The sequence below is a fragment of the Vibrio sp. Vb1755 genome (assembly GCF_033338635.1).
Taxonomy (GTDB): domain Bacteria; phylum Pseudomonadota; class Gammaproteobacteria; order Enterobacterales; family Vibrionaceae; genus Vibrio; species Vibrio alginolyticus.
On record NZ_JAWOTA010000002.1, the window covers coordinates 1 to 14,990 of the forward strand.

Genomic DNA, 14,990 nt, shown 5'->3' on the forward strand with positions numbered 1-14,990 from the left:
TGCAAATGCTGGGGAACCACACCCAGCATTCGGACACTCATTTACCTATATTTTCGAACCGTAAATCAGTGTTTAGAGGTATGTGAACCGAACAGTGTCGGTACGCAGCGAATAATAGCGATATTGTCCGATCTAGGCTACGTCCTTGGAATCTAACACCTTCACTTAAACTGTAAATTAATCTGTACACCCAGCCAAATTGAGCCATTGAGCACGTTCTTCCTTCTCTTTAAGCGATAAAAGACTAATTAGTGACGAAAAAAACAACACATCTTAGGTAAAAGATAAGAGTTGTTAAAATATATCGCTATAAGATTGACCTTTTGCTTTTCAATCGTCCTGCTTATGCCTTACAATCTTTTCGAACCAAATCCATTCATAACGAATGGGGTTGATGAATTAAGATGAACAATTTTGCTTCGAACCCAAAGTTGCGCACATTTCATCAACGATGACATCGCCAAAAACGACTCTCAAGTGTTCATGTGCAAATGATTAACCACCTTTTGTTGCGTGTTTTCTTAGCCATACAGGGCTCTTGTAACATAGTGCTCTTGTAACCAAATTTTGACTAAGTCGGAGCGTTTTGTTGTGTGCTTTAGATAAAGCACAACTGGTGAGAAATTAACGGATTGAATTTAGAGGTATTAACCGTGAACCTAAAACTTGTCGGCAGCTCCCTGATCGTTGCAGGTACTGCTCTTGGCGCTGGTATGCTTGCTATACCAATGGTGCTTGCTCAATTTGGCCTCCTTTGGGGCACTCTTCTTATGTTGTTCATCTGGGCTGGAACGACTTATGCTGCGCTGCTCCTTCTTGAAGCCAGTTGTAAAGTAGGTGGTGGTGTGAGCATGAATGCAATTGCTCGCGAAACGCTTGGTAAAGGAGGCCAGTTGGTAACCAACAGCTTGCTTTACGCCCTGTTAGTTTGTCTATTAATGGCTTACATCATTGGTGCGGGTGATCTCGTACAAAAAGTAACAGCCTCAATTGGGCTTCCAACATCTACGATCTCAAGCCAAGTCGGTTTTACTCTTTTAGTTGGTATCATTGTTTCGGCAGGTACAGGGGTAGTAGATAAGCTGAATCGCGGTTTGTTCCTAGGCATGATCGTAGCACTGATCCTGACACTTTTTGCGCTTGCACCAAGCGTCTCGTTTGAAGGACTTGATGAGGTTGTGAGCGACGATAAAATGGCACTTATCAAAACCAGTTCGGTGCTTTTCACCAGTTTCGGTTTTATGGTCGTGATCCCATCGCTTGTAACTTACAACAAAGAAGCGAGTAAAACACAACTGCGTAATATGATTATCGTGGGTTCAACTATTCCGCTTGTTTGTTACCTGTTATGGTTGTTAGCGGTTGTCGGCAACCTACCACCTCATGAGCTTGTTCAATACTCCAACGTAACAGAGTTGATCTCGGTACTAGGTCAGCAATACGAGGGCTTAGAGTTCATCCTATCCATGTTTACTGGTTTGGCACTGCTAACGTCGTTCTTAGGTGTTGCAATGGCGCTATACGATCAAAATGCAGACCTACTGAAAGCAAGTAAGCCAGTGATTTTTGTTACTACTTTTGTGCTACCACTATTAGGTGCTGTATTTGCGCCAGAACACTTCCTAGCTATTCTCAGCTACGCGGGGATTATTCTTGTGTTTCTCGCGGTCTTTGTCCCATTATCAATGACCATGAAAGTGCGCCGAGTGCCGGTAGAAGATGACAATATTTATGAAGCTGGTGGCGGCGCAATGGGAATGAGCATGATCTTCCTATTCGGCTGTTTCTTGCTGTTTGCCCAAGCAGTATAAAATCACGCTAGCTTATTTAAAAACTGAGCCGCTCGTATTCAAACGGGCGGCTTTTTTGTATTCATAGCCGAACCCAGGCCACTCAAAGTCATCAGCATTTGTGATGTTTGACGTTTCTCTGATAATCACGGTTAGCGCTGACTTTTTAGTAAAACTCCTTAGCGAAAGGCTGACATGTACAGTGATTCACCCTTCTATTATATCGATGTTGATATGAATAAGAGGCTCTGTTGTGTCAAAGCAATTATCTTTTGCCATGGTTGGCGTTATGTTGTCTTTAGGTGTGTTGAGTACAGAAGCGGTGGCTGACCCGAAGCATAAGCATGGACATCGGTACGGGTACGATCACCATCATGCGCATCACCACCATCATAAACACAAGCGCAAGCACAAGCATAAACACAAACATCGTGACGTTATTTATGTGGAGACCAGACGACCAAGGCGCAGTTACTATTACCATGACCGAATTCCTCGGAATAGTACCTACATAAAGATTGGAGATTTCACTTATCTAAAAGTGGACGACCGCTATTATCGTCGTTCTAATGATCGCTATATCCATGTCGAGCTCAATTAAACTTGAAAGGACACATAGTCGCGTTCTTGTAATGTTGAGCTTAATAGCACCAACATGGCACATATAACATCGACCAATACTAGGGTAGAGGGTTAAAAACAAAAACAGCGAGCCGGTGCTCGCTGTTTTTGCTTAAATGAGTGTTAGACAGTAAATCTATTTAAGATTTGATCTTGTTTATGTACATCTTCTTGTTGCGCCTGCATCGCGTCGTTGGTTCGATTTGCCGATTCGGCGACTTGAGTCGATAGGTCTTTAATATTCACCGTATTGTTGTTGATCTCTTCAGCGACAAGGCTTTGCTCTTCCGCTGCTGAGGCAATTTGCAAGTTCATATCGGAAATACGCTGAATCGCGTCACGAATGCGTTGTAACGCACTATTTGCTAAACCCGCTTTTTCAACGGCCTCTATAGCACTACCTTTGCTTTGATGCATGGCATTTGCCACAGATGAAGCGCCAGATTGTAGTTGCTCAATCATAGTACGAATCTCTGTTGTCGACTCTTGAGTACGTTGTGCCAGTGTACGTACTTCATCTGCAACAACGGCGAAGCCTCGGCCAGATTCTCCCGCACGTGCAGCCTCGATTGCGGCATTCAACGCGAGTAAGTTCGTTTGGTCCGCAATATCGTTGATGACTTTTAGAATCGTTTCGATATTGGCAGTAGCAGATTCCAACACTTGTACTTCTTCGACTGCAAGGTCAATGCTATCGGAAAGCATGTTTATCGTTTGTGTCGATTCACCAACGATAGAAGATCCCTCAACCGTTGCTTGGTCGGCTTCTTTGGCTGCACTTGCCGCACCTTGCGCATTATTAGCAACCTCTGTCGCGGTGACAGACATCTCATGCATCGCGGTAGCAAGTTGTTCTAGCTCTTGCAGCTGAGTGTGAATTGCGCCTGCCGAGTCTTTTGCGCCCTCAGCGGTGATTTGAGTTCCATTTAAAATTTGATCAGAAATACGTTTCGACTCAATGATTTGCTGTTGTAAGTTCTCCATGAACGTATTGAAGTTTGTGGCAAGCTCAGAAAACTCTTGGTCAGTATCTGTTTCGAGGCGTTGTGTAAGGTCGCCTTTCCCTGATGCTACATCTTTAATCGCATTGTTTAGCGTGTCCAAAGGACGCATGAGAGTGCGAATCAACAGAGTTAGGGCGATAATAGATGCAATCACGGCAATGATTGAATAAATAATAGCGTTGTTACGAAGCTCTCCTACGGCAGAATAGGCAATAGCTTCATCGATCACCGAACCTACGTACCAGTTCTCGCCAGGAATGTGAGTCAGGTTAACCATGTAGCGGTTGCCATCAATCTCAACATGTTGTGCTGATTGCGTAAGTTCGATTTGCGGGAGGTAGCTACCGACTTTCTCACCGTTGTATTTACTTTGAGGGTGAGCAATGGTTGTGCCATCAGCGGTGACCAGAAATAAGTAACCAGCATCAAACAGATTCACTTGGTTGACCAGATCTGAAAGGGTAGTTAATTCGAGGTCATAAAACATACCGGCTAAAAACTGGCCATTTTCTTTTACTGGTGTACCAACAGAGATGATAACGTTTTTCGAAGACGCATCGACGTACGGATCGGTTACGACCAAATCGCCTTTGCTCTTAGCTGCAATAAACCAAGGACGCTGACGTGGGTCGTAGTCTGGACCCGCATCCCAGCCGTCGTCATTTTCAATCACAAAGCCATTACTTTCATAACCAAAACCGATGGCAAGGAAGCTGCTTTTTGGCGTCGGTCTTTCAAGTATGTTTTGAACATAGCTATGTGAACTGGGATCAAGCTCAATCACTTCAGTAATGGAGCGAGCGAGATCCTTCTTTGCATCCATTTCTGATTGCACAGTGTTACCAACACTGGTCAATATCTCGTTGACACTTGAGTCGATTTGCTCCTGAGTTTGGGAGCGGATGGTCATAACTTGTTGTGTCGACAATAACGACACGGTAATTAGCAGCAAAAATGAAGAGGCTGTGACAACCTTATGTCTGAATTTCATGAGCTTTCCTCTGATTCTCCCGGTTGGTTCCACTTTGCTTTCGCCTCTTTTAAACCGAGCGAATTGGGCATAAAGAGAAACCTATTGTGTTTGGTTATATTTTTATCGACATCTTTGTCAAAAACATGAACTCATTTGTCGTCTTTTTTAACTAAATTTAAACAAAACGATAGTTTACGTTAAAACTTGTGAGTGTGATCATGTTTGCGAGCTCGATTAATGAAATCGTCATAATGAAAAGAATTGCTTAACAAACAGTGGTATCAACTGGTTTTACAGGTGAGGTGATGAAAATTTTGTTGGTGCTGAAAGGTGTTTTTGTTTAAGTTTTGTCTTTGTAAATTATGAGCTTTTTACTAAAAGCCTAATGTGGACGGAGTTTTAGGTATAAAAAAGGCCCCGACGATGCGGAGCCTTTGTTAATTGACGTCTCGATTTTAGAAAATAAGATGAGCAACGCCAGCAATCACAGGTAACGTGATTAACGTACGTAAAATGAAAATTACGAAGAGCTCTACAATGTTTACTGGAATTTTGCTGCCTAACAGTAGGGCACCTACTTCCGACATGTAGATAAGCTGAGTTACTGACATTGCTGCAATAACAAAACGTGTCATTTCGTTATCGATTGAGGCCGCTAAAATTGCTGGAATAAACATATCTGCAAAGCCAACAACTATTGTCTGTGATGCTGCAACAGCTTCAGGGACTTGCAGTAGCTCTAGGTATGGGATAAACGGTTGACCCAGAATTGCAAATACAGGCGTGTATTCTGCAATCACCAATGCGACGGTACCAAGACCCATAACTACAGGTAGTACGCCAAATACCATGTCGACTGCGTTGTGTACGCCTTCTTTAAATACAGACTGAACCGATGTGACTTGACCAGCACGCTTAAGAGCTAGATCCATACCCCAAGAGAATGTGGTGTGGCCTTCTGGCACTGTATCTGCGTCTTTATCTGGGTTGCTGCCGTCAATGTAGCGATCTTTCTTCAGACTAAGCGGAGGCAGGCGAGGAATGATAATCGCAGCTACGATACCAGCTAGACAGATAGCGCCGTAGAAAGGCAAAAATAAGTGCTCTAGTTTTACCTGAGCGATAACAACTAAGCTAAACGTGATCGATACTGCTGAGAAAGTGGTCCCGACAACAGCCGCTTCACGCTGAGTATAGAACTTATTTTCGTATTGCTTGCTGGTTAGCAAGATACCAACACTTCCGTCGCCTAACCAAGATGCCATACAGTCAATTGCACTGCGGCCAGGTAGGTTGAATACCGGACGCATTATTTTACTGAGTAACGCACCAAATAGCTCCAGAAGACCGAAGTTCAAAAGAAGCGGAAGCAGTAAACCCGCGAAAATGAAAACGGCAAACAGAGTAGGTAGGAGACCAGTAAGAACAAGCCCGCCAGTGTTTTCTTCCCAAATTGCTTTTGGACCCACTTGGAAAAACGTCATTAACACGGCAGCGCCGCCGATTAAACGAACAACGAGCCAAAGTGGAGATGGGTTGAAGAGACCGTTTAAAAAACCATTACGTAAAATTGCAGCTGGCTTAAAAATTTTGCAAAGAACAGAAGCAACGGCCATGAAAGCGATGATACTGGTGACGATAGCAATCAAGGTATCGCCTAACACCGCTGGGATGACTTTTGCCATCACGGCAACGGGAATGGTTAGGCCACCATCGTAAGAGATCGGAGCCATAAAGAGTAGAAGACCAATTAGGGAAGGGATGAAAAACATCCAAAAGTTGCCCTTAGGAGCTTCAGTAGCATTAGTGGTGTTATGCATAGTTGTCTCGTGTTACTACTAGTCAATACTTGCCATTTCCATGACATAAATATTCACTAAACATCCGTATTTAATCACAGTTTTGCGGAGGGTACCCGCAAACTGCATCCATTGCAATACTATTCATTAAATACATCTAGTTATTCAGCCGATTTGTCGGGTAATTGGTCAAATAACGTCTAAGTGTATGCGAATATGTTGCTTGTGTTAGAAAATTGTAGCACGAGGGGCGAATTGCGCAGTGAATTATGGGGCGCATTGTGACTGGAATAATAAAATGGTAAACAAATGTGATTTTGATCTAACTAACTTCTTTGCCAGAAATTCAGTTAGCCTTATCTATTCTAAGGTTTTTAGTGGTGTCAAAATACCGTTCAGCGTTTCTTGTACCGTTGCAGTGTGAACCTATTGAGCCAAATCCGATTGAAGCATGTCGCTTCAATCGGATCGAAATTTTATGCTTTTTGTTGACGGCTAAGTATGTATAGGTAACTCCAGTAAATCAGAGCTGTAGAAAAAGCCAATATTGCTGGGAAAACCAGCGTATATAAACCATATACCGTAAATAGAGCCGCTCCCGCGACGCCGCCAAACAAAAAGCCAAAGAAAATGAATAGGAATAATTTTGCTTTACGTCGGTCAAATTGACGACCTCTCAAGCTCTCTCCAATCATAATCCCTAGATCGGTGATGATTCCGGTCATATGTGTGGTTCTGACTACTGCGCCGCTAAACGTGGTGATCATTGCGTTTTGTAATCCACATGCTGCTGATGCTAGATATTGGCCGTACAAATCCCCTTGCACCAAAAAGCCCAAGCTGAGTAAGAGCAAGCTCCCTTCTATGCACAGTGCAACACCATATCTTCGCCCTAGTTTTAACGCACTGCTTTCAATAAAAAAGCCGCTAAAGGCAGCGCCAATCAAAAAGCTAAATACGATGAAGAGCAGGTGAATGGAGCTATCCACACCTGTTAGCAAGCTGTTCCCTAGCTGAGTTACGGTTCCCGAAAGATGAGTTATCGCTTGGTGTTGAAAGCCGAGAAGACCAACGGCGTTGACGCAGCCCGCGAGAAGAGCTAGTAGAAACGCGCCATATTCCACCCAACGAGGAAGTCTGGAAATCACAATAAACCCCAACCAAATATTAGGAGCCGATTATAACGCTCACACCGAGTTACGAAACCCTTTACAGTAAAACTCGATTGATCATTCTCAAAAAAATCTCACTTATAGGTCGTTTGTCCGAGCCAAAGTAAATACGTGAACGAGGATTGCTCGCTAGCAGATGTGTTCCGTTGTGCATTCGAAACTCACCCACCCGTGTTTCATTTGTTCATAGACTGAAACGGTAGGTTGGTGGAACTCTTTATCGGTAAATAGACCGACGGGAATGATCATGATTTCTGGGTATGCAGAAACGAACAACCTCATTGTCGTGCCGCAGGATGGACAAAAGTCATACTGAACCTCACTGCCATCATCGCCAATTCGGGTATAGCTAGTGACTTCACCGTTTAAAGTGACGTGCTCTTTTTCAAAGCGAGCTTGTACCCCAAAAACACTGCCAGTTCGTTTTTGGCATTCGAAGCAATGACGGACAGACGTGTGGGTGGGCTCTCCCTTACAACGGATCTCAACTAAACCGCAGGCGCACTCGCATGTATGAATGGTTTTTGTCATCGTGATTACCTATTTGTCCCAACACACCGATAGACCTAGAGCACAGAGCTTGTGTCACTGGCTCGTTATTAGCTCTGGACTTGAAACTATTTGGATACAATCAGTTTAGTTTAATTTTGAAACACTTGAAGAGGTGAAATCATTTGGGTATACAATGGTATACTCGCTTTTCGTTTATACCTTGAAACAAGGAAGCCTTCATGACTTACAAAAAAATCCTGCCGATACCACTTATTCTACTTATTCCAATCGTTTTATTAGTTGTGGTTGTGATCGCAGGTGTTTATCGTTTTAGTTTGTCTGATGACGAGATCATGGCTAAGTTTCCTCAAACAGAAGTAGAAACTAACGTTATTGTGCAAGAGACGCTTGGCATCACTGCACGTAACCCTTGGACGATCCAAGTACCCGAGCAAAGTGCGGTCACTTTTCTTGATGAGTGGGATAAAGAAAACGGCTATTTGATAGGTGACTATGATGCAGGTGCGACAAAAGGTCAGGTACTTGTTCCAACTGCGTCGATTAGTCAGCGTGAGATTGAAGGTGTTTCATGGGTTGTTGCACCGATGATTGTAACGACACAAGGTAGCGGTTCGTTTAACTATGTTGGCTTGTTCAAGTTTGACCCCGTGCCGAGCCGAGTTGTCCTTTTAGACAGTATTTTTGTTGGTGACCGCGTGAAATTTACTCAGCTCGAATGGAAAAGTGATACAACTATCACGCTTTCATATTTAGCGCACGGTGACGATCAAGCAATGGCAGACACGCCAAATCAATTCAATTCATCCACATTACAGCGTGTAGGGAATAACTTACATATGCAACAGTGATGAATTTTTTTTGAGTTCTGTAAAAATTCAGTATTTTCTGCGCTAGATCTCGAAATTTCCTAGTGATTTCTTATTCGGGAATGCATAAGCTATGAGCCTTGTTTGAAAGGAGATAGTAATTCCCGTGTCTACAAATGAAATTACAAGACGGTTGCCGAATCTGACAAGTCGTAGAGCGCTGCTGTTATACTCCTTGCCAGTTTTAGTTGCGATTGGTGTTTCTCACTCTCTCAAAGAGTCATCTTTAACCAAAACCATCGCATTGAACCTACCTGAATCTCAGGTCGTTGAAAAAATTCTTGATGCGACAACTGCCGAAGTTGTCACTCCCCCGAACTTCGAATATCAAATCCAAGCAGGTGACAACCTAAGCACTATTTTTAGTCAGCTCGGTTTCGGTTACAGCTCGTTAATGAAAGTAATGGAAACGGATTTGAACTACTTGGCACTTGATACACTTAAGCCGGGCAATACGCTCCGTTTCTGGCGTGATGATGCGACAGGCGAGTTAGCGAAAATGGAACTGCAATTTTCTATTGCAGATAAAGTGGTCTACAAGCTGAATAGTGATGGTAGCTATGACTTTACTGATATTTCCATTCCTGGCGTGTGGAGCCAAGAACCTTTAGTTGGCGTTATTCAAGGCAGTTTTTCTTCTTCTGCGAGTCGTTTAGGTTTAACGTCGGCGGAAGTGAGTCAAGTCGTAAGCTTACTCAAAGAACAACTTAACTTTGGACGTGATCTTCGTGCAGGTGATCGATTTGAAGTTGTTCGTCGCTCACAAAGCATCAATGGTGTACCAACAGGTAAGAACGAAATTGAGGCGATTAAGATTTATAATCGCGGCCGCGAGATCACCGCTTACCTTCATACTGATGGTCAATTCTACAATGCCAAAGGTGAAAGCTTACAGCGCGCATTCCAGCGTTACCCTGTAAGTAGCCGTTGGCGTATCAGTTCTGGCTTTAATCCTAATCGTTTACATCCAGTAACGGGGCGTGTTGCGCCGCACAACGGCACTGACTTTGCTGTACCAACCGGTACACCAGTCGTTTCTACTGGTGATGGTACAGTGATCATGACTCGTAAACACCCTTATGCGGGTAACTACGTGGTTGTTGAGCACGGCAGCAAATACAAAACCCGTTACTTACACCTAAGTAAGATTTTGGTGAAGAAAGGGCAAAAGGTTTCTCGAGGCCAGCGTATCGGTCTTTCTGGTAAAACAGGTCGAGTGACTGGGCCACACCTTCACTATGAGTTGATTGAATACGGCCGTCCAGTTAACGCTATGCGAGCAAATATCCCAATGGCGAGTTCTGTTCCTAAGAAAGAGATGGCTACTTTTGTCGCGAACAGAGATGAAATGGATAGACTATTACGCGATAAAGAGAAAGCAGTGCTGTAATAAAGTACTTCGCTCAAAAAACAAAAAGAGACTAAGCATAGCTTGGTCTCTTTTACTTTGTGCATTAACTAGATTTGAATTCTATGACAGCAGTCTGTTCAGTACGTTAGGCACTCCGCACTTCACGTTCATTTATCAGGTGTACGATTTCTTCAACACTGTGTGGACGAGAGTAAAAATAACCTTGGATGTAGTGGCAGCCCATTTCAATTAACTTTTGTAGTGCTCTATCGTCTTCTACTCCTTCGGCAATCAAATCCACATCGAGCAGCTCTGCCAATTGCGCTATCAAAAACACTACTTGTTCAGAGGTTGTATTTGAGAGCATGTTCTGCACAAAGGTAGCATCGATTTTGATGCTATCAATCGGATAATTGTGTATATAGTTCAAGCTTGAGTATCCCGTACCAAAATCATCCAGTGCGACTTTAAAACCCAAGTATCGCAACGAGTTAAGTACCATCTGTTCACGGCCACTTTGTGAGAGTAAGACGGTCTCGGTGAGCTCTATAACAAAGTCTTTTGCTTCGTGCTGATACTTTTCAACCATGTTGGTTAAGTGATTAATATAACGGTTGGAATCAACCAGCTCATACGCTGAGCAATTGATGGAGAGTTTGACTTTATAGCCTAGGTTCGCTTCGAGTTCTTGCTTTGCGATACACGCGAGTTCAATAATCCGTTCACCTAACTCGATAATCAGGCCTGATTGTTCGGCAGCTTCAATGAACTCCGCTGGAGAGATATTTCCATAGATATTGCTATTCCAACGAGTCAAAATTTCAAAGTAATTCCAGCGGTCGCTCGTGATATCGACGATCGGTTGAACCACTACATACAACTCATCGCTGTCTTGTATATCAGTACTTAGCTGGATTCGCATTGCCTCAATAAGCTGCGTCCTACGGTGGTATAACGCACTAAGGTGTGTGTCGTAATGCTGAATCCGTGTATCGCGGTGTTTTTTACAATCTTTGAGAGCGAGACTGGCATTCAAAATCAGCTCATCGCTGTTCAACATATGTACTGGGGCACGTGCAATACCAATACTAACGGTGAAAGAAATCCGGTTAGATTTGTCGCTGTAGCCGCTTTCAATTTTGTCGAGTACTTCCTGACACACGGCGACAGGATCTTCGTCGTACGTGATGAAGGCGAATTCATCTCCTGCAACACGGAACGCATTGTTTGGCGACGACAAGCTCTGTTGAATGGCGTTAGCTGTGAACTTAATGATTTGGTCGCCGATATAGTTTCCGTTGATATCATTGATCGATTTGAAATTATCGATATCAAGATACGCCAAACTGAATGGACGAGTCGCTTGCTGCGTTAATGTCTCCAAGGTATCAGCTAAACAGCTACGGTTGAGCAGTCCAGTTAGGTTATCATGCGATACCTCATAGCTAAGCTGATTAAGAAGCTTATCTGAACGTTCACTGACCCACTTTTCACGTAAGCTATGAATAATGACATTGGCATAAAATCGGTGGAAGTCGAGGATATCTTGCGCTTCTTTCGCGTGGATGCTTCGGGTAAAGGTAGACAGTAAAATTCCCAGAACTTCGCCATTTTGTGTCTTCAATGGCAGGCCAATGTAAGCTTGAATGCCATCTTCTTGAAACATCTGATCTTCAGGAAAACGCTTGTATACCTGGTCTTGATAGAAAATATGTTCGCCAATGTCTTTCGCCACTTTTTCACAGGGGGTGCCTGAAAGGTGGTAGCTTAGGTTGTCTGTAATTTTTCCATTGCTGGCGAAGGAAATGGTATGAGCCGAATGCTGAAGATGCGCAACTTCTACAACGCAAGTGCAATGGCTCTGCAAGTGTTGATGAATATCTAACGTGACTCGGTTTAGCTGAGCCGTGCCGTTTAGCTTCAATATCTCATCAATTTTGTGGAAACTGATTTGTACCTGACCCATCGAGCATTTCACCTAGCGTTGTTATTAACATATCGTGTAAGACACGACGAATTATTATTTGATATGCATCAAATAAACTATCGGTTACTAAGGCAGATTTTTCAAATTTTGTGAACGAACAAATCATTATTTTCATGTTTTTATGCTTGAACCTTTTAAAGGTATAGCGATAAAAACGCTAAGCTAGGCGCGCTTCTCCTCTTCTAATCGTGATTTGAGATAATCGAGGAATAGCTTAGTCCGGGTATGCTGATAATCCAGCTTTGGATAGTAGGCATATACAGTGGCTTTATCCGCTGTGATATCGGGCAGGATAGGGACTAACGCGCCGGATTTGAGATCATCTTTGATCATGACGTTGTTCGTCATCAAAATACCCATGCCTCTTTTGGCACCATGAAACAGCGCTTCTGGGTTGGTCGTGGCAAAGTTACCGGACAAGCTGATACGCTTACCTCGATTTGTTTTGATTTCTCGTGAGGGTTTTTCTCCCCAAATCAGGACATTATGCTCTGTCAGATCCTCAACGCATTGCGGTGTTCCATATTTTTTTAGGTAACTAGGCGCAGCGTAAAACTGGGCTTTATGTTCGAAAAGCGCAGTGGCTTTGAAACTCAGAGAGTTCAGTTGCTCTAATTCCCGGCTAATAAACAGGTCTAAGCTTAGCTCTGGCAATTGGCCTGGTAGCGTTGTTGTTAATTGAAGTGTGATGTCTGGATATTTCTCAAGAAAATCATCGAGATAATGAACTAGAAACTTGGAACCAACGGCCAGTGTCGCGCCAATTTTTAATAGCCCCGCTGGTGATTGGTTGACTGAGCGAGTTTCATCTAATACCGATTGCCATGAATCAAGCTGACTTTTTGCTCGTTGATAAAACAGCGCACCAGCTTCAGTTTGGCTAATTGAGCGGGTCGTACGTTTGAGTAGTTGAACGCCAATTTTATCTTCTAGCCATTGAACTCGCTTACTGATAGCTGAGCTGGTGGTATTGAGTTTCCGCGCTGCTGCATTAAAGCTACCTTCTTCGACCACACGAATATAACTCTTCACGCTTTGAATCCAGTCCATTGTATCTCCTTGGGAATTAATTCCTTTCCAACTTAGCTGATTATCATCTTTGAGTATCAAATATACACTGTTTGCCATCAATCTGTCACAAAGTAGGAGGAACGTTTGCGTAAAACACCATTGTTATTAGCGATGATGATCATTGCCACAGGCCAAGTTGGCGTTAGTATTTATCTTCCTTCTTTGCCGTTGATTGGTCATGACTTGAATTTGCCGCAACATTCGATTCAGAATCTCGTCACGCTATTTCTCGTTGGCTTCGGTATCTCTCAGCTTTTTTACGGCCCATTGTCTGATGCGATTGGTCGTCGGCCGGTGTTTATTTTGGGGCAAAGTGTATATCTAGTTGGTACGGTTATTTGCATCGCGTTTTCGGACAACATTGTTGCCCTTGAAGCGGGACGGTTACTGCAAGGCCTAGGAGCGGGCAGCGCTTCGGTACTTGGTCGGTCAGTACTGCGTGATAGTTATGACGGTATGCAATTAACCAAAGCGCTATCTTATATTTCAGTCACTGCTTCAGTGATGCCAATTATTGCTCCGCTGTTTGGTGGCTGGATTGCTTTTCACCTGAGTTGGCATGCTGTCTTCGTGTTTGTGCTGATTTACTTAATGGCAATTTTTACACTTGGTTTATTGGTGCTGCCAGAAACGCTGCCTTATCCGAAGAGAAAATTTAAAGTAGGCGAAGTAAGCGCGAACTATTTGCGTCTGTTAACGAATACACAAGTGATTGGTAGTGCGAGCTACAACTGGCTTAGTTATTTATCGGCTCTGGTTACGCTCTCCTTGTATCCATTTTTAATGCAACAAGAGTTAGGATTGACGGCGGCAGATTACGGCTCTTTGATGATCATACCATCAGTTGGTTTGCTGACGGGTAGCTTAGTGCTGAATTTGATCAATGCTCGTTACAAAGCTCAGCAAATCTTGCTGATGAGTTTCGCGATTGTTGCTGTTGCTGGCTTCATGTTGTTGGTTACCCCCTTCAGTGTATTTTCATTGCTGACGGCATTCACGTGTTTAAGTTTTGCTCAAGGCATGTCATTCCCAGTATCGATCAGTTTGCTACTTTCACCACATAAGCAACAGGCAGGCGCGGTTTCTGCGCTATCTGGTTCTATTCAAATGTGTTTAGCAGGTTTGTTTGGTGGGTACTTAGTAGACTCATGGGTTACGAATCAGCAGCAGCTTGGGGTGTTTTATTTGTTTATTGCGTTACTTTCTTGCTTTGTTCTTGTACTAAGCCAATTTCGTAAAGTGCCAGAAGGGACGGTTCAAGCAGAAACTTCCATCTGAATATACTTGCAACCAGAAGGTCGGCTTTCTAAAATGCGCAGCTAAATTAAGTCTGGCCTGTTGTGTATACTGAATGACTTGGTTTGAAAGGAAGAGGGCGAACCTTGATACTTCTCTCAAGCTTGGAATACATTTCTGCCCAAATGACTATCCGATCTCTAATCGTTAGGTGAAAGAATGCAACAAAACGAATTTGAAACACTGGTAAAAGAAATTACTCAGCAAGAAAGCATGCCAAAGGCACTCGAAGTCTTGAAGGCGTGTGAGGAAGAAGAAGTTGCACAAGCGGCACAATCCCTAACGGGTCAGTTTGGTCTTGCAGAAGTTGATGGCGAGAAACGTATTTACCATATTACCACTCAAGAAGACGAGTCCGGAGAAGAGCAAGAATACGTAGAGCACGTCATGAATGAAGGCGATCACTTGATCAAGTTTGCTGCGTGGTTCTTTGAAACATTCTTTGAAATCAAACAGAAAGATACGTACGTCGCAGCGGGTAAAACATACCAACAACCTAAGCGATAGACGCTCATTTCAAAAAATCCACGAAAACTAAACTGAAAGT

Annotated in this window: 12 protein-coding genes; 6 read left to right on the forward strand and 6 right to left on the reverse strand. The window is 43.4% G+C overall.

What is annotated here, in order from left to right:
* The first annotated feature begins 653 nt into the window (after window positions 1–653).
* Both R7E00_RS02585 and R7E00_RS02590 read left to right on the forward strand, forming a co-directional pair.
* The gene (locus R7E00_RS02585) at window positions 654–1,811 is read left to right on the forward strand and encodes an amino acid permease (RefSeq protein WP_005375474.1); all 1,158 of its coding nucleotides are present in this window, start codon (window positions 654–656) and stop codon (window positions 1,809–1,811) included.
* A 232-nt stretch (window positions 1,812–2,043) separates the two neighbouring features.
* Window positions 2,044–2,391, forward strand: coding sequence for a hypothetical protein (locus R7E00_RS02590; protein ID WP_080996664.1), 348 nt, complete (start codon window positions 2,044–2,046; stop codon window positions 2,389–2,391).
* 143 nt (window positions 2,392–2,534) lie between these two features.
* Here the strand turns inward: R7E00_RS02590 and R7E00_RS02595 are convergent, their stop codons facing one another.
* The 4 genes from R7E00_RS02595 to R7E00_RS02610 all read right to left on the reverse strand — a co-directional run bounded on the left by R7E00_RS02595 (window position 2,535) and on the right by R7E00_RS02610 (window position 7,890).
* The gene (locus tag R7E00_RS02595; protein WP_158155337.1) at window positions 2,535–4,406 is read right to left on the reverse strand and encodes a methyl-accepting chemotaxis protein; all 1,872 of its coding nucleotides are present in this window, start codon (window positions 4,404–4,406) and stop codon (window positions 2,535–2,537) included.
* A 437-nt stretch (window positions 4,407–4,843) separates the two neighbouring features.
* On the reverse strand, window positions 4,844–6,208 hold the full coding sequence (locus R7E00_RS02600) for a YjiH family protein (RefSeq protein ID WP_136976482.1): 1,365 nt from the start codon (window positions 6,206–6,208) through the stop codon (window positions 4,844–4,846).
* A 455-nt stretch (window positions 6,209–6,663) separates the two neighbouring features.
* Window positions 6,664–7,335 carry a YoaK family protein gene (locus tag R7E00_RS02605; protein WP_005375484.1) on the reverse strand — a complete coding sequence of 224 codons (672 nt, stop codon included), beginning with the start codon at window positions 7,333–7,335 and terminating at the stop codon, window positions 6,664–6,666.
* Window positions 7,336–7,488: 153 nt separating this feature from the next.
* Window positions 7,489–7,890, reverse strand: a complete 402-nt coding sequence (locus R7E00_RS02610) for a GFA family protein (protein WP_047101644.1) — start codon at window positions 7,888–7,890, stop codon at window positions 7,489–7,491.
* Window positions 7,891–8,090: 200 nt separating this feature from the next.
* Between R7E00_RS02610 and R7E00_RS02615 the strand changes: the two genes are divergently transcribed.
* On the forward strand, window positions 8,091–8,720 hold the full coding sequence (locus R7E00_RS02615) for a hypothetical protein (RefSeq protein ID WP_085569299.1): 630 nt from the start codon (window positions 8,091–8,093) through the stop codon (window positions 8,718–8,720).
* Window positions 8,721–8,844: 124 nt separating this feature from the next.
* Window positions 8,845–10,128, forward strand: a complete 1,284-nt coding sequence (locus R7E00_RS02620) for a peptidoglycan DD-metalloendopeptidase family protein (protein WP_025768471.1) — start codon at window positions 8,845–8,847, stop codon at window positions 10,126–10,128.
* Window positions 10,129–10,234: 106 nt separating this feature from the next.
* Here the strand turns inward: R7E00_RS02620 and R7E00_RS02625 are convergent, their stop codons facing one another.
* Both R7E00_RS02625 and R7E00_RS02630 read right to left on the reverse strand, forming a co-directional pair.
* Complete coding sequence (locus R7E00_RS02625) at window positions 10,235–12,055, reverse strand: putative bifunctional diguanylate cyclase/phosphodiesterase (RefSeq protein WP_005375494.1); 1,821 nt, start codon at window positions 12,053–12,055, stop codon at window positions 10,235–10,237.
* A gap of 183 nt (window positions 12,056–12,238) precedes the next feature.
* Complete coding sequence (locus R7E00_RS02630) at window positions 12,239–13,126, reverse strand: LysR family transcriptional regulator (RefSeq protein ID WP_017635852.1); 888 nt, start codon at window positions 13,124–13,126, stop codon at window positions 12,239–12,241.
* 105 nt (window positions 13,127–13,231) lie between these two features.
* On the opposite strand from R7E00_RS02630, the gene R7E00_RS02635 reads away from it, so the two are divergent.
* Window positions 13,232–14,425, forward strand: a complete 1,194-nt coding sequence (locus R7E00_RS02635; protein WP_017821607.1) for a multidrug effflux MFS transporter — start codon at window positions 13,232–13,234, stop codon at window positions 14,423–14,425.
* A 177-nt stretch (window positions 14,426–14,602) separates the two neighbouring features.
* The gene (locus R7E00_RS02640) at window positions 14,603–14,950 is read left to right on the forward strand and encodes a hypothetical protein (protein ID WP_005391198.1); all 348 of its coding nucleotides are present in this window, start codon (window positions 14,603–14,605) and stop codon (window positions 14,948–14,950) included.
* Window positions 14,951–14,990 lie beyond the last annotated feature (40 nt).